Below are 20,876 nucleotides of genomic sequence, written 5' to 3'. Positions count from 1 at the left end.
GCCCCCGCGCGGAGTCGTCGAGGCGGACGCGCTACAGCTTGAGCAGCATCGCGTCGTACACCGGCGCATCGGGGAAGGGCACCACTTCCCCGATCTGCCGATATCCCCACTCCTCATACCGGGCACGCACGCGCGGGTGATCACGCTCCACGAGTAGCGTCACACGCTCTTCGGCGCGATCACGCACAAGCGCATCATGAATCTGACGGGCGGCCCCCGTACCCCTGACAGACTCCACCACCATCAACTCCGACAGTGCGAACGTCCGGGCTCCGGTCTCAGCGAGCTCAGCCTCCGGCGCAGGAGTGCGCAGACCTTTCCACCAGTTCGTTCCCTGTTGGAGCACGCATCCGAAGGCGTAACCGACCGGTGTCTTGTCGAGGTAGCCGACAGCGGCGGCGAACCCGGGAACCTCAGTGTTCCAGCCGAGCCGTTCGTCGAACCGCTCGATGCTGTGAAACTCCTCGTCCAACCGGTTCCGGTATACCTCGGCGTACACCGCTAGGAGTTGCAGTCGGATCTCGTCGAGGTCCCCGGCGCCCCGTCGTTGAATCTCCAGCTCGGTCATCACACCTCCTGCCTGGTCTGTTCGCAGAACTCCCGCGCCGCCGCCACCTTGGGGTACCGACCCAACCCACTGCGCACCTTGGCGAGCTTGTCTGCCAGCCGCGCGCTCTGCACCCGGCCAGCCATGCCCGACGCCCGCCGAGCTTGCTGGACGGCGCCCTCCACTTCGCCACCGTCCAGCAGAGCCTGGGCACGCTGCAAGGTGTAGTAGGTGCGGTTCCTCTCGAAGCGCGGCTCAAGCTGCACCAAAGCTGCGGACGTCAGTTCGTCGGCCCTCCGGTGCTGACCGAGTGCCTGCCGTGCAGCCCCGGCCAATCCGAGAATCTCGGCGGGGGTCAGGAACGACAGCCACGCCGTGGGCTCACCGCTCGCTTTGCCGTAGGCCGTTTCCGCCCTCGACAGCGACCGCTCCGCTCGTGACCGCTCGCCGAGCCACGCGTGCCCGACGGCCTGGCGGCAGTGCAGCAGCGCCATCAACCGGGGATCGTCCTTCGCCTGCCGTGTCTCCACTGCCGCCCGCCCGATGCGGAGCGCCTCTTGGTCCCGGTGTTGGAGCCGGGCCTGCATCGCCAGGTTCGACCACACCCGGGCTTGGAGGGTCCCGTCGCCTGCGAGCATCGCCGACTGGAGCGCCTCCTGATACAGGGCGCTGGCGGCTTCCTGGAGACCGGCGTCGTAGGCAAACCACCCTGCGGACGCGGCGAGATCTCCAGCGGCCGAGTACAGAATCTTCTCGACCCGCGGCCCGTAGGTGCATCGGTTCAGGGCATCGTGCACTCGCGCGAGGGCCTCACCCGCCACGGAATGGAGGGCTCCGCCACCGAGGGCGTGGTCGTGGCCGTACAGGGCGGGAACGAGCGAACGAATCCGGTCAGCGTCGCTCGTGCCGAGCCGGCCGCTGGTCGGGATGTTGTCCACGCCCAGGGTGGCCGCGAGCCCGCCAGCGATGAACTCCCTACGACGCACGGGCGGAGTCCTCTCATGCGAGGCTGCCCGTGCTGGGGGAGGCGGAAGGGGGCGGGGGCGTTTGGCGCGTGGGATGAAACCCATTGCCTCCGGCGAGCAGCCGAAGATTTCCTGGAGGGGAAGAAGGTACCGTGACCATGGCCGCTGCACGTCGCCTGCGATCCAGCGCCGGACGTGTCGATCCGTGCAGGAGGCGGTTTCGCCGGTGAGGTACTCGGCGACACGGTTGATCTCCTCGGCAAGCCCCTGATGCGTGAACCCGTAGGTCAGGAGCAGGTCTTCGAGCTTCTTGTTGCGCTCCCGTGGCATGGCGCCCCCTTTCGCTGAGCTTCGAAGTTAGCGGTGCGTGGCTTCCAGCGCAGCAGAAAGTGTCCGGTTCACCGGAAGTAGGTGACCCCGAACTGTCCTGATGCCTCACCGGACACTTTCGGTTTCCTAAGGTCATGACCGAGACCGTAGGGCAACGACCGGCCTCCACCGGCAACCCGCATGTGCGTGGCGACTACGTGGTGGATGAGGCCACGCGGCAGGCCATGCCGTCGGAGCCGGCGTGGGTGGGACGGGTGCAGCTCGTCTCCACAGGGCCCCCGCTGCGGTACGTCTTGGTGACCGAGACCGGCTACGAGTGGCGCGCCGACCCACGCGACGTGCGTCCGGCCACGGTCGAGGAGCGCTCCGAGTACGACGCCGCGCTGGAGCGCAGGCTCCGCGGGCTGCGCGACCTCGGCCTCCGACTGACGGGGAGCCGCCGCGCATGAGCGCCCTGAAGATCCGCGTCTCCCGCGACGGCGGCCGAACCTGGAGTCGGCAGCGCACACTCCGCGGCTCCGAGCGCTGCCCCGTCACCTCGACGTGGCCGCCCTGCCGGTGCCCGCGCTGCAACCAAGGGGGCGGGCGCAGTGCCTGCTGATCCCGCGACGCCCACGGCCCGCCGCGGCACCTGGTACGGCACCTGCCCCCGCTGCACCCGGCCGCTCACTCTGACCAGCAGCAGCGACGAGAAGGGCCGCGTCGTCAGCATCCGCTGCCGCGAGTGCGACTCCCAGAAGGACAAGCCCCGTGCCTGAGAATCCCGACAGTCCCGTCCAGTCCCTGCGCCGACACCTGCGCGAGCACCTGCACCGGTACGGCCGCAGCAGCCTCGGCTCGCCGTTCCTCAATGCCTTATGGAACCTGACGGGCCCCGGCCCGCGGGCCGACTGCCTGCGGCGCGTTGCCTGGCACGCCCGGCACCAGAAGCTGACCTGGCCGGTCAGCCTCGGGACCCGCTACGCGGCCGACCTGCAGCAGGCCGCCCGACTCCACAGCGATCTCGGCGCGTTCGTGGTGCCGCTGGACAGCCTGCCCGAGGACTGCGGCCAGCAGATGGAGGCCGCCCTGGTGCTCCTCGCTGTGTGCCCGGACCGCCGCGCCGCACTGCCTGTCGAGATCGCCGAGCCGGGAGACACCACATGACCGTGACCAGCGTCGGCCCGGACTGCGAGTACGTGCCGTGCGTCTACTGCGAGCAGTACCGGGCCCAGATCACCAGCGCCCAGCACCAGGGCGAGACCGCGCTGGAGGCGGTGCTGCACGAGGTGCTGCACCTCCACTGGGAGGAGAAGCACGCCGGTGCGCGGCGGCTCCACGCCGCACCTGACTCCCGTCCCGGCCGGAGCGACATCACCCGGGCGGACCCCGTGGCGGACCGGCCGGGACGGGGCCCCAGTTCCGACGAGAGAGAGGAGCCGGAAGTCCCCGCCACCGGACAGGCCGACACGCACGGCTTCCACTCCATCGCGTGACGACCGCAGCCCGGAGGCGGGTCCCCGAGAAAACCAGCAGGAGGAGGAGCACCATGCATGCGCTGATCCTGTCCGCCGATCCCGAGGACGACGAGCCTACCCAACCGGCCGAAGACGCCGACTGCGGCAGCGGCCAAGGCTGCGGCGGCGACCGGTAACAACTCGATACGCGGGGCGCTCTGGTCGCCGGGGCGCCCCGCCCGATCAGGAAGGCCAGCATGCACTGGCACGCCTACACCTACACCGGGGGCCAGTGGCCCAAGGACAGCGAGGCCCGTAACGTCCAGGCTGCGGTGCCGCCGAACACGATCAGCCAATGGTTCAGGAAGCCGCAGTCCATGCGAGCCAACACGTTCACCGACGCGGGCGAGGTGGTCGCGTGGCTGGACAAGGAAGTGCGCGCCGCTCCGCCTGCGGATGTGGAGGGGAAGCTCAGCTACCTCCGGGACTGCGTGGACCGGGGGGCTGACGCCTATGCGGGGTACTACTCGCGTGGGCAGATCGTGGTGCGTTGCGCGCTGGCGTGTCCGCGGGATGGCGAGCGCTGCCCGGATCCGCCCCGATGACTGCCCTGGCCGGTCGTGCCTCCCCCGTCGCGGGCGGCCAGGGCTTACTCCCGCACGAGGTCGGCGAGGGGTACGCCGATCGCTCCAGCGATGCGCAGCAGCCAGGACAGGCGCGCGTCGGTCGTGCCGGCCTCGATGCGCTGGAGGGTGATGCGGTCGATTCCGGCGCGGTCGACGAGGTCGAGCTGGGTGAGGTTGGCCCGCATGCGTTCGTGCTGGACACGGCGACCGATGGCGCGTTGGCGCTCTCGGATCGGGTCGTGTTGCTGGGCGGGCACCCGGCAAGCGTTGACGGAAGATGATCACTAGTCAGCATCTGCACAGATGCTTTATATGATCTTGTCAAGGCTGTTGACGGATAGCCACCCGAACGAATGATAGTTCGGTTCCAGGGGTTGCTGGCATATGCACCCCGGGGTATCCGTGGATGCCGACCGCAAGCTGCCCGCCGGGCTCACGTCAGAGGAGGCGTGGAGCTCGGCGGGCGGGGCCCCGCCCCGCCCCTTGGCCAGGGGGCGGGGCGGGCGTCGTCCCATCAGGCGGCAGCGCGACCCGACAGCAGATCGACGAGACTTGCGGTCACCACCCGGTAGGCGCGGCCGAACCGAAGCACCTCCACCGGCGCGGAGTCCGCCGCGATCTGAGCCCTCAGGTGCGAAGCGGAGATCCCGAGCGCCGTCGCCGCTTCGCTGACGCTGACTGTGGCCGGCCACCGCTCGACTTCGCGGAGGGTCGGGCGGCGGGTCACTCGGCTTGGCATGTGTCCTCCTCGGTGATGCCGAGGGCGTCGGCCCAGCGGAGAGCGTTGGCGGCGCTGGGGATCGAGGTGCCGGTCTCCCAGCGGTGGATGGTGGAGCGGCTGATGCCGATCGAGTCGGCGACGTCCTGGAGGGAGAGGTGCCGGGCGGCGCGGTGCTGCCGCGCTTCGCCCTTGGTGATGAGTGTGCGGGCGGTGGTGATCCGCTGGAGTTCGGCGGGCGTCATGTGTTCGAGAGTGGCAGTCCCGCGTATGTCCCGCTACTGTTCCGCCGGAATTCGGTACGGGAATTCACCCGCAATCTTTCAGTATCTTTCTGGGCCTTTCTAATTCTTGCTCCCGTGATTGTTCCCCGACCGTTGCGCCCGGCCGGAAGGGTCGGAAAGAATGGCGACTGCGCACGCGTGGCCAGCAGTTGAAGCCCCGCGAGGACCGCAGCCGCTACCACCACCACCGCACCACGAGGGCACTCCATGGCCGACCCGATCAAGAAAATCACCCTGCGCGACGGCAGCACCCGCTGGCGATTCGTCGTCGACGCCGGAGTAACGCCGGAGGGAAAACGCAAGCAGATCACCGGCACGAAGGACACGAAAGCCGAAGCCGTCGCCGAGCGCGCCCGCATCGTCCATCAGCGCACCGCCGGCACTCTCGTCGTCCCCTCGAAGATGACCGTCGACGAACTCCTCGACACCTGGCTCAAGACCGCCACCCGCGATGTCGAGGAGGGAACGGCCACCAACTACGACAACGCCATCCGCCCCATCCGCCGCAGGCTCGGGCACATGCGGGTACAGCAACTCACCGAGGAAGACGTCGAAGCGTTCATCGACTGGATGGTCACCGAGGGCAGGCAGCGCGGCGGCACGCCGGGCACCGGCCTGAGCGTCCGCTCCGCACGGCTGTCCCTCGGCCGGCTGAGGTCGGCCCTCACTCTGGCCGTGCGCCGCGGCATCGTCGTGCGGAACGTGGCCGAGCACGTGAAGGTGTCCCGGGAGGCGCAGCGCAAGGCCGCGGCTGTCGCCAAGACCCGCGGCGCGCCGTGGGATCAGGACGAGGTGAGGAAGTTCCTCGCGGGCATCGTCACCCACCGGCTGTGCGGCCCGATGATGCTGGCGTTCATCGCGGAGCGCCCGGCCGAGGTGTGCGGCACCCGCTGGGCAGAGGACGTCGACCTCGACGCGGGCACGATCGCCGTCGGCGACAACACCCGCACCATCGTCTACGACCGCACCCTGGAGAAGGGCAAGCGCAACAAGGTTGTCGAGAAGACAGCCAAGACCGATGCCGGTCGACGGGCCCTGCCCCTGCCCATCCCCGTGCTCCGGGCTCTGACCGTGGCTCGCACGGTCCAGGCGCAGGAGAAGGAGTACGCGGGCCGCGGCTACGAGGACAGCGGCTATGTCCTCGTCGACGAGCTGGGGCGGCCGTTCAAGACGGACAAGCTGCGGCGCGAGGCGTACAAGCTCATGGATGCCGTCGGCGTCCGGCGGGTGCGGTTGTACGACGCGCGGCACGCGGTCCTCACGTGGATGGCTAACAACGGTGTGCCCGACACCGTCGTCTCCGCGTGGGCCGGGCACACCGACCTCAGCTTCACGAAGCGGGTGTATGTGCACTCCGACCCGCACAGCCTTCGGGCCGGGTCGGAGAAGCTGGGGGAGCTGCTGGCGAGTCCGGAGCCGCGGGTGCCGGATCTGCCGGCGCCGCGGGCGGAGGCGGAGCGGGTGGAGTGGTCGCCGGGCGGGCGGCGGCTGCGGACGCACTGCCGCCACGGGCACGAGTACACGCCGGAGAACACCTACATCGCTCCGGGGACCGGGTACCGGCAGTGCCGGGCGTGCCGGAGCGGCAACCAGCAGTCGGGGTAGTGGCCTTCGCCGGGAGCCCCGTCGAGGCTGCGTGAGAAATTGTGAGAGGCGGGCCGGTGTGAGACGCAGAAGAGGCACCCCGTAGGGTGCCTCTCACCTGCTGCTTTACCGGTCGGGACGGCGGGATTTGAACCCACGACCCCTTGACCCCCAGTCAAGTGCGCTACCAAACTGCGCCACGTCCCGGTGCTCGCTCGGCTCGGGGCTTTTCCCTCGCCGCTCGCGCACAAAGAACAATACAGCACTTCAGGGGGTGCTCGCTCACCCCCTCCCGGTGCCTGCGGCGCCCGGTGGATCATGCGCGGGGTCGTCGCTCCCGCGGACGGGTGGAGCACGGGCCTGGTCGGGCAGATGTCTGCTGCGTCCGGCTCGTTGCGGCGCGCGGTTTGGTGGGGGAGGCGGTGGGAAACCCGGCAGATCCGCGACAGACGGCCGGGGCCCGTGCGGGTGCGGGGCCCCGGCCCCGTGCTGGGAGGAGGTCCCGGTTGTGAGCCGGTCCCGCATTGTGATCGTCGGAGCTGGATTCGCCGGCTACAGGGCCGCGCGTACGTTGTCCCGCACGCTCCGTGACGAAGCGGAGATCATCCTGGTCAACCCCAACGACTACTTCCTCTACCTGCCGCTGCTGCCGGAGGTCGCGTCGGGTGTCCTGGAGCCGCGGCGGGTCTCGGTCTCGCTCGCGGGCACGCTGCCGCGGGTGCGGCTCGTCCTGGGCGAGGTCGACAGCGTCGATCTCGACGGGCGCCGCCTCCGGTACGTGGACCCCGAGGGCCGTTCGGGCGAGCTCGGCTACGACCGGCTGCTGCTGACGGTCGGCAGCGTCAACAAGCTGCTGCCGATCCCCGGAGCAGCCGAGCATGCGCACGGCTTTCGCGGTATGCCGGAGGCTCTCTACCTCCGCGATCACATCAACAGGCAGATCGCGCTGGCTGCCGCTGCCGAGGACGCGGAGGAAGCAGCGGCCCGCCGGACCTTCGTGGTCGTCGGCGCGGGCTACACCGGCACGGAGGTCGCGGCACACGGTCAGATGTTCGCCGAATCGCTGGCCCGGCAGCACAGCCGGCAGGAGGCGCACGAGCGCGGACCGGCGGGCCGTCGGCGGACGCGGGAGGTGCGGACCCGCTGGATACTGCTCGACGTCGCGCCACGCGTGCTGCCTGAACTGGATCACCGTCTCTCCGAGACCGCGGACGAGGTGCTGCGCGAGCGGGGGGTCGAGGTGCGGGCCGGGACCTCCGTCCAGGAGGCGACGAGCGAGGGGGTGGTGCTGGACACCGGAGAGGTCGTACCGACCCGCTCGCTGATCTGGTGTGTGGGGGTACGGCCCGATCCCGTCGTCAAAGATCTCGGGCTGGAGACCCGGCAGGGGCGCATCGTGGTCGACGAGTACCTGCGGGTGCCGGACAGGCCGGAGGTCATGGCCTGCGGTGACGCGGCCGCCGTGCCGGATCTGACCCGGCCGGGGGAGATCACTCCGATGACGGCGCAGCACGCGGTGCGGCAGGGGAAGGCCGCGGGCCGCAATCTCGCAGCCTCCCTCGGGCACGGGGAGCCGCGCCCCTACAAGCACCACGACCTCGGATTCATGGTGGACCTGGGCGGGGTCAAGGCCGCCGCGAACCCGCTGCGGGTGCCGCTCTCGGGACCGCTCGCCAACCTGGTGACCCGGGGGTACCACCTCGCGGCCATGCCGGGGAACCGGATCCGGGTCCTGGCGGACTGGGCGCTGGATGCGGTGCTGCCCCGGCAGGCGGCACAGCTGGGGCTCGTGCGGTCCTGGTCCGTGCCGCTCGAGTCGGACTCGCCCGAGGTGGCGCGGGTCCCGACGCGCTGAGTGCTGTTCGCCCCCGTCCGCACCCCGTCACCGCCCTCGCCCGATCGGGTGGCGGGGTTATGCACAACCGGCCAGTTGTCCACCGGAAATGCGGCAGTTGCCCACCAGCGCAGCCGCCAGGGCAGACTGCTTCCACCGGGGCGAGAGGGCACCCCGGCCGGAACACCGGGTCGAGAGCGAGGACGGCGATGAGGGATCCTCCTTTGCACGCACAGGCGGAACGCAGACGGGTGCGAGAAGAGCCAGCCATCCGCACAGCCGCGGTGACCAACTGCGGTCACCAGCCGTGGGCAGCGGTCGCGGTCACCAGCGGTGGCGCCCGTCTGAGTTCCCGGAGAGCGCGACCGGTGGCAGGAACTCGCGCTCGAAGGTGCGGTGCCACCAGGCCCCCGTCTCTCGCCGCTCCTCCCGTGTCGTGAAGCGGTAGCGGTACAGCAACGCCCGTACATGGGTGGGCGGCTGCTGCGGGAACGGGTTGGTGTGCAGCAGCCGCACTGTGGCCGGGTCGTTCTCCAGCAGTCGGGAGACGAACGGCTCGAACCAGCCGCGGGTGTAGGCAGGGGACAGCGCGGCGAACCACATCTGCCAGTCCAGACGCAGGTGGTACGGCGCGAACTGCCGCGGCAGCCGGCGCACGTTCCCCGGCTTGCCCTTGAAATCGTACTCGCGCCACACCGTGCCCGGCGTGACCTGCTCCTCGTCCGTGCCCTCCAGGACGATCTCGTGCCGGACGCGGGTCACGCTGCCGAAGGCACCGTAGGTGTTCACCAGATGGAGGGAGTTGAAAGAGCGGTTCATCTGCTGGGTCCGGCTGAGCAGATTGCGTGCGGGCCACCAGCTCAGCACGACGATCAGCACCGTTGCGAGGCACACCACGACTGCGAACCACAGCGGAGTCGGTCCGTAGGAGGAGGTGCCCGTCGCGGGAGACGGATCGACAGCCGAGAGCGCCAGGACGATCGTCAGCCAATTGAGCCAGGAGAAGTTGCCCGACAGGACGAGCCACAGCTGCGTGACGATGATCAGCCCGGCCGCGATGGTGGCGACCGGCTGCGGAAAGAACAGCCCGAAGGGCACGACGAGCTGGGCCACATGGTTGGCGGCCACCTCCATCCGGTGCATCCGCCGTGGGAGGTGGTGGAAGAACCAGCTCAGCGGTCCGGGCATCGGCTGGGTCTCGTGGTGGTAGTAGAGGCAGGTCAGGTTGCGCCAGCAGGCATCGCCGCGCCACTTGATCAGCCCCGCGCCGAACTCCACCCGGAAGAGCAGCCAGCGCATCAGCCACAGAGTCAGCACGGGGGGCGAGGTCTGCGCATTGCCCAGGAAGATCGCGAGGAATCCGCTCTCCAGCAGCAGTGATTCCCAGCCGAAGCCGTAGAAGATCTGACCGACGTTCACGAACGACAGATAGAGGAACCACAGCAGTGCCCACAACACCATCGAGGCCCACAGGGGCACGGCATCCGCGGCGCCCGCCACCACTGCGGCGGCCAGCGCGGCACCCGCCCAGGCACACGCTCCCGTGAAGCGGTCGCCGCACCGCCAGTGGAAGAGGCTGGGGGAGGCGCGGAACGGCACCCGGCGCGTGAACGCCGCGGCGGGCACCAGACCGCGTTCGCCCAGCAGGGCCCGGAACTGCAACGCCGCCGAGAGGAAGGCAACGAGGTAGACCCCGGCCAGCGCACGCTGGAGAACCAGTCGGCTCAGCCCGTATCCGGACGCGGGGAACCACGGCGTGAACCACTCCATGGCGGCCATGGGTACCACCCCCGCGCGCCCTTCACGCACCGTGGCCACTCCCGGGACCGGGCCGCTGCTGCTGGGACTCGGGCACATGTCCGATCATGGAAGGATGAGCGACGACGGTTACGTACGGGTGCGTGACGCCCGCGAGCACAATCTGCGCGGCGTGGACGTGGACATCCCGCGGGACGCGCTGGTCGCCTTCACCGGTGTCTCGGGTTCGGGCAAGTCCTCGCTGGCCTTCGGCACGCTCTATGCGGAAGCACAGCGCCGCTACTTCGAGTCGGTCGCCCCCTATGCGCGGCGGCTGATCCACCAGGTCGGAGCGCCGCGGGTCCAGGAGGTCACCGGACTGCCGCCCGCGGTGGCGCTGGAGCAGCGGCGCTCGACGCCCACGGGCCGCTCGTCCGTCGGAACGGTGACCACGCTGTCGAACTCGCTGCGGATGCTCTTCTCGCGCGCCGGGCAGTATCCGGACGGTGCCGAGCGGCTGGATTCGGATGCCTTCTCGCCCAACACGGCAGCCGGGGCCTGTGCAGAGTGCCACGGGCTGGGCGTCGTACACCGGGTCACCGAGGAGTCGCTGGTCCCGGACCCGTCGCTCAGTGTCCGGGAGGGCGCAGTCGCGGCGTGGCCGGGAGCGTGGCTGGGCAAGAACCTGCGGGACGTGACCGCGGCGCTCGGCTACGACATCGACCGTCCGTGGCGGGAGCTGCCGTCCGAGCAGCGCGAATGGTTGCTTTTCACGGACGAGCAGCCGGTCGTCACCGTTCACCCGGTGCGGGAGGCGGGCCGTATCCAGCGGCCCTACCAGGGCACCTACCAGAGTGCGAAGCGGTATGTGCTGCACACCTTCGCGGAGACGAAGAGCGCCACCCTGCGGCAGCGCGTGCGACGGTTCCTGGCCAGCGCCGACTGTCCGGTCTGCGGCGGCCGCCGGCTGCGTCCGGAGGCGCTCGCCGTGACGTTCGCGGGCCGGGACATCGCCGAGTTGGCGGCCCTGCCGCTGGAAGGGCTGGCCGGGGTGCTGCGCACCGCCATGGGGGGAGGGGAGGGGGGAGGGGCCCCCGAAGAAGGCATCCGGCAGAGCGTCGCCGACACCCTCTGCAGCGATCTCGTCTCCCGCATCGACGTGCTCGTGGAGCTGGGCCTGGGCTATCTCAGCACCGACCGCCCCACGCCCACCCTCTCGGCGGGGGAGCTGCAGCGGCTCCGGCTGGCGACCCAGTTGCGGTCCGGTCTCTTCGGCGTGGTCTACGTCCTGGACGAGCCGTCGGCCGGGTTGCACCCCGCCGACACCGAGGCGCTGCTGAGGGTCCTGGACAGGCTCCGGGAAGCGGGGAACTCGCTGTTCGTGGTGGAGCACGAGATGGCCGTGGTCCGGCGGGCCGACTGGGTCGTGGACGTCGGCCCCCGTGCGGGCGAGCACGGAGGCGAGGTGCTCTACAGCGGCCCGGTGCCCGGGCTGGCGGGGTCCGAGCGCTCCGTCACGCGCACCTACCTCTTCCCCGCGGAGGTCCCCGGCGCCGCGGGAACGGGCCCCCTCGGCGCCTCCGGGCCCGGCGTGCTCCCCGCGGCGGAGGGCGACGGCGTGGGCTCCCTTGTCTCCGGGGTACCGGAGTCCGCCCGTCCCGGCCGCGGCACCCGGTCGCAGGGGCAGCTCCGGCCGCGCCGGACGGAGCGCACGCTGTCGTTGTCCGGGGTGACGCGGCACAACCTGCGAGGGCTGGATGTGGCGTTTCCGCTCGGCGTGTTCACGGCTGTCACGGGGGTGTCAGGTTCGGGTAAGTCCACGCTGGTCACTCAGGTCCTGGCCGACGTCGTGGCGGCGCACACCGGCACCGGGGCGGCCGCCGCGGAGAAGACGGGAGAGGCCGCCGGCGGGGGCACGGACGAGGCGGAGCGGGGGGCGGAGGAGCCTCCGTCCGGGGACCGGGGAGCCGGTGTCGCCGCGGTAGAGGGGCTGGAGGCGGTGGACCGGCTGGTGCGCGTCGACCAGAAGCCCATCGGGCGCACCCCGCGCTCCAACCTGGCGACCTACACGGGACTCTTCGACGCGGTGCGCAAGGTCTTCGCGGCCACGGACGAGGCCAAGGCCCGGGGATACGGAGCCGGACGGTTCTCGTTCAACGTCGCGGAAGGCCGCTGCCCGACCTGTCAGGGCGAGGGGTACATCGCGGTGGAACTCCTCTTCCTGCCCGGTACCTATGCGCCGTGCACGGACTGCCACGGGGCGCGCTACAACCCTCGGACCCTGGAGATCACCTACCGGGGAGTGACCGTCGCCGAGGTTCTGGGCATGACGGTCGACGCCGCTGCCGAGTTCCTCGCGGACGTTCCGGCCGCACGGCGCGGCCTGGACGCCCTGCAGCGTGTCGGCCTGGGGTACCTGCGGCTGGGACAGCCGGCGACGGAGCTGTCGGGCGGCGAGGCGCAGCGCATCAAGCTCGCCGCCGAACTCCAGCGTGTCCGCCGCGGCCACACGCTCTACCTCCTGGACGAGCCCACCACCGGGCTGCATCCGGCCGATACGGAGGTGCTGCTGGGGCAACTGCACGGGCTGGTCCGGGCCGGTCACACGGTCATCGTCGTCGAACACGATCCGGCGGTGATCTCCGGGGCCGACTGGGTCATCGACCTGGGGCCGGGCGGCGGTGACCGGGGCGGGCGGATCGTCGCCGCCGGCACCCCGGAGGACGTGGCAGGCTCCCGTACCAGCCTCACCGCGCCCTACCTCGCGGCGGCGCTGGGCCGGTGACCACGGTGCGGCGGCGGTCCGGGCAGTGGCCCCGCGGGCAGGGCGGCGGCCTCCGGCGGCCGTCGAACAACACCGGCGGCTCCGTGCGCCCGCAGTCGTCCTCGCCGGGAGGCGGGCGGGCCGGGCCGCATCCGAGGGCGTCCGCACGCAACCGCCGGCCCCTGCGGGCGGTCAGTAGGGGAGAGCGGCATGAACGGCAACGCGTAGCGACAGGAGGTGCCATGAGGCAGCGGCACGCGCTCATCGTCGGCGGCGGTATCGCCGGAGCCATGACGGCGATGTCCCTGCACAAGGCGGGGATCAGCTCGACCGTCCACGAGGCGTACCGGACCGGCGCCGATGATGCCGGGGCCTTCCTCGTGCTCTTCCACAACGGACTGGAAGCCCTGCGCACCGTCGACGCCCACCGGGCTGTCCTGGACGTCTCCTTTCCCGCGGAACGCGTGGAGATGCTCGCGCACACCGGGGACAGCGTGGGCGTGCGGCCGGTCGCCGGGGGCGGCGCCGACGACACCGGGACCCTCGGCCCGCGCACGCTCCGGCGCGCGACCCTCTATCGCGCGCTCCATGATGAGGCGATCCGCCGGGGTGTCACCATCGAGCACGGCAAGCGCCTCGTGGCCGCCGACACGGCTCCCGACGGGAGGGTCACCGCCCGCTTCGCCGACGGCACGTGCGCCGAAGGGGACCTGCTCGTCGGGGCCGACGGTCTCCACTCCGTCACCCGCACCCTCATCGATCCCGGTGCACCCGCGCCGCGCCATACCGGGCAGATCACGGTGTGCGGCTACACACCGGAGGTCCCCCCGGAGGCGGCGCCGCCTCCCGGCACCTACCGGATGATCCAGGGGCGGCGCGCGTTCCTCGGCTGCACCGCGGCGCCCGACGGCGAGGTCTGGTGGTTCGCCAACACCCCGGGCGGCGAACTCGACCGGGAGGAACTGGCCACCGGCACACCCGCGGAACTCGACCGCTGGCGGGACCACGTCCTCGCGCTCCTCTCCGAGGACGCCTCGCCGGCTGCCGAGATCGTCCGGGGCAGCCGGGGCATCGTGGCCACCAACGCCTACGACATGGCCCGCACCCCCGTCTGGCACCGCGCTTCCATGGTGGTGCTCGGGGACGCGGCGCACGCGGCGGCGCCCAACGCGGCGCAGGGCGCCTCCATGGCGATCGAGGACAGCGTCGTCCTCGCCAAATGCCTCCGCGACCTCCCCGGGGTGCCGGAGGCGTTCTCCCGCTTCGAGTCACTGCGCCGGAACCGGGTCGAGGCCGTTGTGGAACGCAGCGCCCGGTTGAACGACCGGGTCGTTCCGCGCCCTGCGGAGGCCCGCAAAGGCCCAGGGCGCGACGACGACTCCGGCAGCGACTGGCTGCTGGACTACCGCATCGACTGGGACGCACCGGTAGGCGACGACGCGGGTGCCCGCGCGTGAGCGCACCCGGCTCGCAGGTGCCGAGCGAGGGCTCCGCAGGGCAGAGGCGGAGGCCGGGTAGCGGCTGGCTACGGTATGTGCATGACCATCCGCGTGCTCCTTGTCGACGACGACGCTCTCGTACGGGCCGGGCTCCGGCTGATGCTGGGAGGCACCCAGGGCATCGAGATCGCGGGGGAGGCCGCGGACGGCAGCCAGGTGCTGCGACTGGTCGACGAGCACCGTCCGCATGTGGTCCTGATGGACATCCGGATGCCCGCCATGGACGGGCTCGCCGCAACCGAGCTGCTCCGGGCGCGTGACGAACCTCCCGAGGTGGTCGTCCTGACCACCTTCCACGCCGACACCCAGGTGTTGCGCGCCCTGCGTGCCGGAGCCGCGGGCTTCCTGCTGAAGGACACTCCACCCGCCGACATCCTGGCCGCAGTGCGGAAAGTGGCCTCCGGGGAGCCCGTGCTCTCCCCCGCGGTCACCCGCCAGCTCATCCAGCACGTCACCCCCGCGGGCCGGGACACCCGCCGCTCCCGCGCCGAGGACGCCCTCGCCCGGCTCGGCGAACGGGAGAGCGAGGTGGCGCTCGGAGTCGGCCGCGGACTGGCCAACGCCCGGATCGCGGCGTCTCTCTACATGAGCGTGCCGACCGTCAAGACACACGTCTCCCGCATCCTGACCAAACTCGGCCTCAACAACCGCGTCCAGCTCGCTCTCCTCGTCCACGATGCAGGACTGCTGGAGGAGTCTCCGGCCGACGAGTAGCCCACCTCCGGAGGAGGGCCGGGAATCCGTGCCGCCGACAGGTGTTGTACCGGAGGTGACGCCATCGCCCCGGATCCCGGTACCCCTGTCCGTTCTCGACCGCTCCCTCACCCGGGAGGGCGAGCACCCCGGCCGTGCGCTGCGTGAGACGGTGCGCTTCGCGCGGCAGGCGGAAGCGCTGGGCTTCCTGCGCTTCTGGGTCTCCGAGCACCATGCCGTCCCCGGCATCGCGGGCTCCGCACCGACCGTCCTGGCCGCCGCGGTGGCCTCCGCCACCTCCCGGATCCGGGTCGGCACCGGAGGGGTGATGCTCCCGAACCACCAGCCGCTGGTGGTGGCCGAGCAGTTCGGGGTGCTGGAGTCGCTCCACCCCGGCCGTATCGACATGGGGCTGGGGCGCTCCGTCGGATTCACCGACGGCGTCCGCAAGGCACTGCGCGTCGGCAAGGACGCCGCCGAGGACTTCGGGGCGCAGATATCCGAGCTGCTCGGCTACTTCGAGGGCACCGGCCCGGTACGTGCCCGGCCCGCCGAGGGACTGCGCGTACCGCCGTTCGTCCTGGCGGTCGGCTCGGGTGCCGCGGTGGCGGCCGAGCACGGACTGCCCCTGGTGATTGGGGCCTCCCGCGACGAGCAGCGGACACGGGAGGCGATACGGGCCTACCGTGCGGCCTTCCGGCCGCGCACCGGCCCCGCCGTCCCGGGAACCGAAGCGAGCGGCCCCGTCCGGGCCGGGGCCGCGCCCTACGTCGTCGTCGCGGTGAACGCCGCCGCCGCCGACACCCGCGCGGAGGCGGAAGAGCTGCAGGTCCCCGAGGCGTGGTCGACGGCGCTCTCCCGCACCCGCGGCACCTTCACCCCGCTCGTTCCGCCCCAGGACGTGCTCGGCCGCACGATGGGCCCGAAGGAGCGCGCCGCCTTCGACGAGGCCCGGCAGACCCAGCTGCGCGGCACCCCGGGAGAGGTCGCCGGTGCGTTGGCCGGACTCGTGGAGCGCACGGGCGCCGACGAACTCCTGCTGACGCTCAACACGTACGCCCCCGACGACCGGCTCCGCTCCTACCGCCACCTGGCCGATGCCGCCGGCCTGGGCCGGGGGTTGCCCGGCTCCGCGGCCGTGAGCTGAGCCGGCCGGTATCCGGCCGGGCTCCGCGTGCACACCGGGTGTCGCCGGCCCGGAGACCGGGCGGGGGAGGGGCGGTCGCGGGCCGCGGGACGCGGTGGCCTGTCAGTGTTGCTGCCCGGGCAGTTCCCGCTTGAGCACCTTTCCCATGTCGTTGCGCGGCAGCGCGTCCAGGAAGCGCACGTCGCGAGGACGCTTGTGCGGGGCGAGCTGGTCGGCGACCAGCTCGGTCAGCTCGCCCGCGGACGGCGGCTGCTGTGGCGACACCGGCACGATCCAGGCGACGACGCGCTGGCCCAGGTCGTCGTCCGGCTCGCCGGTGACCGCGGCCTCCGCGACGGCGGGATGGCCGAGGAGCACGTTCTCGATCTCGCCCGCGCCGATCCGGAAGCCGCCGCTCTTGATCATGTCGGTGGCTTTGCGGCCGACGAGGCGCACCGACCCGTCCGCGTCCCGCGTCGCCATGTCCCCGGTGCGGAACCAGCCGCCGTCGAACGCCTCGGCTGTCGCGTCGGGGCGGTTGAGGTACTCGGTGAACAGGTTCGGCCCGCGCACCTGGAGCTCACCCACCGTCTCGGTGTCCTCGACGGGAAGGCGCTGCCCCGTGTCGTCCACCAGCCGGATGTCCACATCGCGCAGCGGCAGGCCGACAGAACCCGTACGGGAACTCCCCGAGGGGCGCACGCTGGTGTTCATCAGCGTCTCGGTCATGCCGTAGCGCTCGATCACCCGCTTCCCCGTCGCGGCGGTCAGCCGGTCGTGGTCGCGCAGCGGCAGCGCGGCCGAGCCCGACACCAGCAGCCGCGCCCCGGCCAGCGCGCGCACCAGGTCCGGATCGCTCTCGCAGGCGTCGGCGAGGCGGTGGTACATGGTCGGGACACCGAACAGCATCGTGCCGCCGCCCGCCAGCTCCCGGGCCACTCCCTGCGTGCTGAAGGCCCCCAGATGGCGCAGCGCGCCCCCGCGGCGCAGCGGACCCAGGACGCCGAGGATCAGCCCGTGCACATGGAACAGCGGCAGACCGTGCACCAGCACGTCGTCCTCCGTCCACTGCCACGCTTCCACCAGCGCGTCCAGATTGCTGGCCACGGCGCGCCGCGACAGCACCACACCCTTGGGCGGCCCGGTCGTGCCCGAGGTGTAGACGATGAGTGCCGCGGTCTCCGCGTTCGGCTCGGTGGGCAGGACCCAGCTCCCCTCCTCCGCCTCGTCGGGGATCACCACGTCCGTGCGCGGCAGTGGCGCGAGCGCTGCCGGAAGTTCCGCGCCGGGCTCCGCCAGCACCGTCGCGGGTGCGCTGTCGTTGACGATGTGCGCCAGTTCGCTCTCGCCGCTCTTGGGGTTCACCGGAACCACGGGCACCCCGGCCAGCAGCCCGGCGACCACGCCGACCGCCGTCTCCAGGCTGGGCGTCGCCCAGACCGCGACGGGTGCCGAGGTCTGCAACCTGGCGGCCAGTCCACCGGCCACGGCGGCCAGCCGACGGTAGCTGAGGACTCGGTCACCGAAGCGCAGCGCCGTGTGCGAGGACGCCGCGTGCAGCGCGGGGAAGAGCAGGGACACCCGGACTCCTTTGTGATCTCTCGCCTCTGGGACCGCCAGCATCTCACCCGTCCCGCGGTCGGGGGAGCCGCCGGGTCGCCCGACCGCGGGACGGGTGGGGAGGAGGGCTCCTGGCGATGCCCGCCGGGGACGCTCAGCCCGAGGAGCCCGTCGCCCGCGGGAACAGGGTCGTGAACGCTTCCTTCGGGTCCTCGAGGCCGCGGGCGAACGGGGCGTCGAAGTGCCAGACGAGGAAGAGCAGGAAGGCGATCAGGGCGCTGAAGATGCCCGCCAGGGCCAGTTCCCTGCCGGAGCGCTGGATCTGCAGCGCGAAGAGCATGCCCACCGAGACCACCGCGCCTGCGTACAGCCCGATCCACACCACGCCCGGCATCGTGGGTCCGGCGCCGGTGGCACGTGCGGTGCGGGCGGTGTCGGCCGCGGCGATCTGGTCGATCACGGCTTGGTAGGACTGCGCCTGCTGCATGGTGGTGGGCTCGAAGGAGGCCGCGTCGCCGCGCAGCTTCTTGAGCATGCGGGTGCCCCGGTCGGTGAGTTCGCCCTGATCCACCATGTGCGACCACTCGGTGGTGACGGCGTACCGGACGTAGGAGTCGATGTCCGCGCGCACCCGTTCGCGCTCGGCTGCGGGGTAGACGCCCACCCGCTCGCTCACCTCGTGCAGTGCCTGCGCCTCTTGGGCGAGGGCCTCGTCCGCCGCGTTGCGTTCCTCCCAGACCCCGGCGATGGCCAGCCCCAGCACGATCGCGTACACCACACCGATCATCATCGTCATGTACTCGATCACGTCCGGGGTCTCCGACGGATCCCCCGGCGTGGTGCGCCGGCGTCTGAGGACGACGACGACCACGACGACCAGACAGGCGGCGACCAGGCTGAGCACCAGCATGAGCCTTTCGGACACAAGTCCTCCACGAAGCGTTGGATGAGGGAGAAATGGAGAAAGGGAGAAGGAGGGCGGCGGCCCAGGTGCACGGCCGGGCGGCGGTCAGCCGCGGCTGGTGCCGGTGCCACCGGCCGCCGCCTGCCGTCCACCGCTCGTACGGGGGCGCAGGGCGGCGGCCGCGAGGACGGCCGGGGTGACGATCAGGAGCGTGCGGGTGACCATCGACAGGCTTCCGTCCGGTCGCTCGCGCTGGAGTGCGGACCGGCGCGGAGCAGCGAGCGCGGCGCGCGAGGGGGCCGGCGAGCCGAGCGGCCGGGATGCCCTCGCGGGACGGAGGGAGGGGAGGTCCGGCCGGACCGGATGTGTGGCAGCCCGGACCTCCGACGCCTCGGGGGCGGTCTGCGGCTTCGAGGGGACGGGGGTCGCTGCGGATGGAGGCCGCACCCGCACGGCGGGTGCGGGAGACGACGAAGCAGGCGAAGCAGGATTCGGCTCCGTGGGCCGAGGTGCAGGGGCCGGTGCCGAAGGTGTGGGGCGGGGCGGACGCGGGGTGCACGGCTGCCCTGCCGAGAGGTCGAGGCTGACATCGGGTGTCCGCACCGTCAGGGACGCGCCCGGACAGTGGCCTTTCCGCCCTGCCGTCGCCTCCACGCGGGTTCCCTCCGCGTCGACCGAGAGGTGGGCGCCGCCGCCCCGGTGGGGCCGTCGGCCGACTGCTGCCGTATGCGGAACGGCGGAGGGCAGGAGGTGCGCCGCCGGCACTGTCCGGGCGGCGAGGGCGGCGGTTGCCGTCCGAGGAGCCGCTGCGGGGCGGGAACTGCTCGTCCCGCGGGAGGACTTCGGCGGCGGGCTGCTCGGCACACCGCCGCCCGGCGCGGCGGCTGCCGCGAGCACGACGGCTGCGTCGGCGGGGGGTTCGGCACTCGCGGAGGCCGCGACCGCCGCTCCACCGGCCGTTGCCCCCGTCGCCAGGCACATGAGTGCCACCGCTGCCAGCTTCTGCCGTCCGTCGCGGCCCGCGGCCCGCTTGTTCTCCTGTTGTCGCACACGCTGAGAATGGAGGGGGAGGCGTGCCGCGCAGAAGCCTTCCAGCCGGTAGTCACACGATGGGTTGAAGTGCTTGGTGTCCGGCTGATCATGCGTCCGAACTGGCGTGTGACCAGGGCGGGTCGGCAGGGACGCGCTTGTGCACCGGCGGCCGAGCCGCCGCCGAGCCGCCGCCGGGCCGAGTTGCCGACGGGCGGGTGGGGTGCGCGCGTACCCGTAGCCGAACGGGCGGCCGTGCCCGTCGGAAGCGGGTACGCGGAGCGCCCTCGTTCTCCGGTCCGTCTCCGGTCCGTCTCCGGTCCGTCGGCAGTCTGCGGCCAGGGGTGCCGGCGCTTCCGGGCCCGCCTCCCGTTGCGCTACTGCGCCTTGACGAGGTCCATGTAGTGCGCCCAGTCCCACTCGCCGCCGGGGTCGGTGTGGTCGGCGCCGGGCACCTCGTTGTGTCCGATGATGTTCCGGCGGTCCAGCGGGATTCCGTGCCGGCGGCAGATGTCCGCAGTCAGCGCCGCCGATGCCTCGTACATGGCCTCGGTGAACCAGTCCGGTTCGTCGATCCAGCCCTCGTGCTCGATGCCGACACTGCGCGTGTTGTAGTTCCAGTTGCCCGCGTGCCAGGCCACGTTCTTCTCGCGCACCATCTGGGCCACGTGGCCGTCGTCCGAGCGCACCACGTAGTGCGCGGAGACCGCCTTGTCGGGGTTCTGGAAGATCTCCAGCGTGTCCGCGTAGTACTCCTGCGTGACGTGGATGATCACGAACTCGACCGGGTACTGCGCGGGCCGGTTCGCCTTCGTGTAGTTGGAGGAGGAAGCGGGGACCCACTCCGCCGCCGGATAGTCCACGGCGAGCGGCCTTCTGGACCGGGCTGCCGCGGCTCCGCCCGAGACGAGCGAGGCTCCCGCGAGTCCTGCCGCGAGAGTGAAGCCTGCCCCTCCGCGCAGCAGTGCGCGCCGGGGGAGGCGGGGGCGTGAGGGGAAGGGCGCGGGGTTCTGGCGTGCTGAGTCCATCGTGTCTCCCAGTGGGGGGGAATGGGTGCACGTGCAGGGCGAGTTGACGCGCGTTGATGATGGCAGCCCCCGGAAGGGCTGCCAAGAGTCGCCAGAATGTGCCAATGGACCGACCTGTGGCCGTCGTGCGGTGCCCCGGCGGTGTCCCGTCCCAGTGCAGCGGGAGCGTCGCAGCCGGGAGGGCGCCGCGGACAGCTGACCGGCCCGGGTCT

The 20,876-nt window shown here is 71.6% G+C and carries 20 protein-coding genes and 1 tRNA gene; 11 read left to right on the top strand and 10 right to left on the bottom strand.

Features of this window, described 5'->3' with window-relative positions; all coding sequences use genetic code 11:
- Positions 1–31: 31 nt before the first annotated feature.
- Positions 32–568, bottom strand: a complete 537-nt coding sequence (locus BMX65_RS16865; protein WP_075001119.1) for a GNAT family N-acetyltransferase — start codon at positions 566–568, stop codon at positions 32–34.
- Entirely contained in the window at positions 568–1,842 is a 1,275-nt protein-coding gene (locus BMX65_RS16860; RefSeq protein WP_143081853.1) for an NsdA family TPR-like regulatory protein, read from the bottom strand. Before BMX65_RS16860 ends, BMX65_RS16865 begins: the two co-directional genes overlap by 1 nt.
- Before the next feature lie 134 nt (positions 1,843–1,976).
- Between BMX65_RS16860 and BMX65_RS16855 the strand changes: the two genes are divergently transcribed.
- From BMX65_RS16855 to BMX65_RS16835, 5 genes are all read left to right on the top strand, one after another.
- Positions 1,977–2,291 carry a hypothetical protein gene (locus BMX65_RS16855; RefSeq protein ID WP_075001117.1) on the top strand — a complete coding sequence of 105 codons (315 nt, stop codon included), beginning with the start codon at positions 1,977–1,979 and terminating at the stop codon, positions 2,289–2,291.
- Positions 2,292–2,432: 141 nt separating this feature from the next.
- Positions 2,433–2,600, top strand: coding sequence for a hypothetical protein (locus BMX65_RS32900; protein ID WP_162637687.1), 168 nt, complete (start codon positions 2,433–2,435; stop codon positions 2,598–2,600).
- Complete coding sequence (locus BMX65_RS16845) at positions 2,593–2,988, top strand: hypothetical protein (RefSeq protein ID WP_075001116.1); 396 nt, start codon at positions 2,593–2,595, stop codon at positions 2,986–2,988. Before BMX65_RS32900 ends, BMX65_RS16845 begins: the two co-directional genes overlap by 8 nt.
- Entirely contained in the window at positions 2,985–3,317 is a 333-nt protein-coding gene (locus BMX65_RS16840) for a hypothetical protein (protein WP_075001115.1), read from the top strand. Before BMX65_RS16845 ends, BMX65_RS16840 begins: the two co-directional genes overlap by 4 nt.
- Before the next feature lie 218 nt (positions 3,318–3,535).
- Positions 3,536–3,883 carry a hypothetical protein gene (locus BMX65_RS16835; protein ID WP_075001114.1) on the top strand — a complete coding sequence of 116 codons (348 nt, stop codon included), beginning with the start codon at positions 3,536–3,538 and terminating at the stop codon, positions 3,881–3,883.
- Positions 3,884–3,927: 44 nt separating this feature from the next.
- Here BMX65_RS16835 and BMX65_RS16830 read toward each other — a convergent pair whose 3' ends face one another.
- From BMX65_RS16830 to BMX65_RS16820, 3 genes are all read right to left on the bottom strand, one after another.
- Positions 3,928–4,161, bottom strand: a complete 234-nt coding sequence (locus tag BMX65_RS16830; protein ID WP_075001113.1) for a helix-turn-helix domain-containing protein — start codon at positions 4,159–4,161, stop codon at positions 3,928–3,930.
- A 257-nt stretch (positions 4,162–4,418) separates the two neighbouring features.
- On the bottom strand, positions 4,419–4,643 hold the full coding sequence (locus BMX65_RS16825; RefSeq protein WP_075001112.1) for a hypothetical protein: 225 nt from the start codon (positions 4,641–4,643) through the stop codon (positions 4,419–4,421).
- Positions 4,628–4,867 (bottom strand): helix-turn-helix transcriptional regulator, encoded by a 240-nt coding sequence (locus tag BMX65_RS16820; protein WP_075001111.1) that lies wholly within the window; start codon positions 4,865–4,867, stop codon positions 4,628–4,630. Before BMX65_RS16820 ends, BMX65_RS16825 begins: the two co-directional genes overlap by 16 nt.
- Positions 4,868–5,113: 246 nt before the next feature.
- On the opposite strand from BMX65_RS16820, the gene BMX65_RS16815 reads away from it, so the two are divergent.
- Positions 5,114–6,511, top strand: a complete 1,398-nt coding sequence (locus tag BMX65_RS16815; protein ID WP_075001110.1) for a tyrosine-type recombinase/integrase — start codon at positions 5,114–5,116, stop codon at positions 6,509–6,511.
- A 112-nt stretch (positions 6,512–6,623) separates the two neighbouring features.
- Here BMX65_RS16815 and BMX65_RS16810 read toward each other — a convergent pair.
- Positions 6,624–6,697: transfer RNA gene (locus BMX65_RS16810), tRNA-Pro, on the bottom strand.
- A 301-nt stretch (positions 6,698–6,998) separates the two neighbouring features.
- On the opposite strand from BMX65_RS16810, the gene BMX65_RS16805 reads away from it, so the two are divergent.
- On the top strand, positions 6,999–8,345 hold the full coding sequence (locus BMX65_RS16805; protein ID WP_075001109.1) for an NAD(P)/FAD-dependent oxidoreductase: 1,347 nt from the start codon (positions 6,999–7,001) through the stop codon (positions 8,343–8,345).
- Between the two features lie 303 nt (positions 8,346–8,648).
- Here BMX65_RS16805 and BMX65_RS16800 read toward each other — a convergent pair whose 3' ends face one another.
- A complete protein-coding gene (locus BMX65_RS16800; RefSeq protein WP_075001108.1) occupies positions 8,649–10,103 on the bottom strand; it encodes a lipase maturation factor family protein in 1,455 nt (484 codons plus the stop codon).
- 94 nt (positions 10,104–10,197) lie between these two features.
- On the opposite strand from BMX65_RS16800, the gene BMX65_RS16795 reads away from it, so the two are divergent.
- From BMX65_RS16795 to BMX65_RS16780, 4 genes are all read left to right on the top strand, one after another.
- Positions 10,198–12,846 carry an excinuclease ABC subunit UvrA gene (locus BMX65_RS16795; protein ID WP_079171929.1) on the top strand — a complete coding sequence of 883 codons (2,649 nt, stop codon included), beginning with the start codon at positions 10,198–10,200 and terminating at the stop codon, positions 12,844–12,846.
- A gap of 221 nt (positions 12,847–13,067) precedes the next feature.
- Positions 13,068–14,282 carry an FAD-dependent monooxygenase gene (locus tag BMX65_RS16790; protein WP_075001107.1) on the top strand — a complete coding sequence of 405 codons (1,215 nt, stop codon included), beginning with the start codon at positions 13,068–13,070 and terminating at the stop codon, positions 14,280–14,282.
- 81 nt (positions 14,283–14,363) lie between these two features.
- Entirely contained in the window at positions 14,364–15,038 is a 675-nt protein-coding gene (locus tag BMX65_RS16785) for a response regulator transcription factor (RefSeq protein WP_075001106.1), read from the top strand.
- Between the two features lie 55 nt (positions 15,039–15,093).
- Entirely contained in the window at positions 15,094–16,164 is a 1,071-nt protein-coding gene (locus tag BMX65_RS16780) for an MsnO8 family LLM class oxidoreductase (protein ID WP_075001105.1), read from the top strand.
- A gap of 102 nt (positions 16,165–16,266) precedes the next feature.
- Here BMX65_RS16780 and BMX65_RS16775 read toward each other — a convergent pair whose 3' ends face one another.
- From BMX65_RS16775 to BMX65_RS16765, 3 genes are all read right to left on the bottom strand, one after another.
- Entirely contained in the window at positions 16,267–17,724 is a 1,458-nt protein-coding gene (locus tag BMX65_RS16775) for an acyl-CoA synthetase (protein WP_075001104.1), read from the bottom strand.
- A 133-nt stretch (positions 17,725–17,857) separates the two neighbouring features.
- Positions 17,858–18,628 carry a bestrophin-like domain gene (locus BMX65_RS16770; protein WP_075001103.1) on the bottom strand — a complete coding sequence of 257 codons (771 nt, stop codon included), beginning with the start codon at positions 18,626–18,628 and terminating at the stop codon, positions 17,858–17,860.
- A 1,385-nt stretch (positions 18,629–20,013) separates the two neighbouring features.
- Positions 20,014–20,664, bottom strand: coding sequence for an N-acetylmuramoyl-L-alanine amidase (locus BMX65_RS16765; protein WP_075001102.1), 651 nt, complete (start codon positions 20,662–20,664; stop codon positions 20,014–20,016).
- Positions 20,665–20,876 lie beyond the last annotated feature (212 nt).

Source organism: Streptomyces qinglanensis (genome assembly GCF_900111245.1).
Taxonomy (GTDB): Bacteria; Actinomycetota; Actinomycetes; order Streptomycetales; family Streptomycetaceae; genus Streptomyces; species Streptomyces qinglanensis.
Note: the sequence above shows the minus strand (reverse complement) of the source record. Positions and strands in the feature narration are given on the sequence as shown.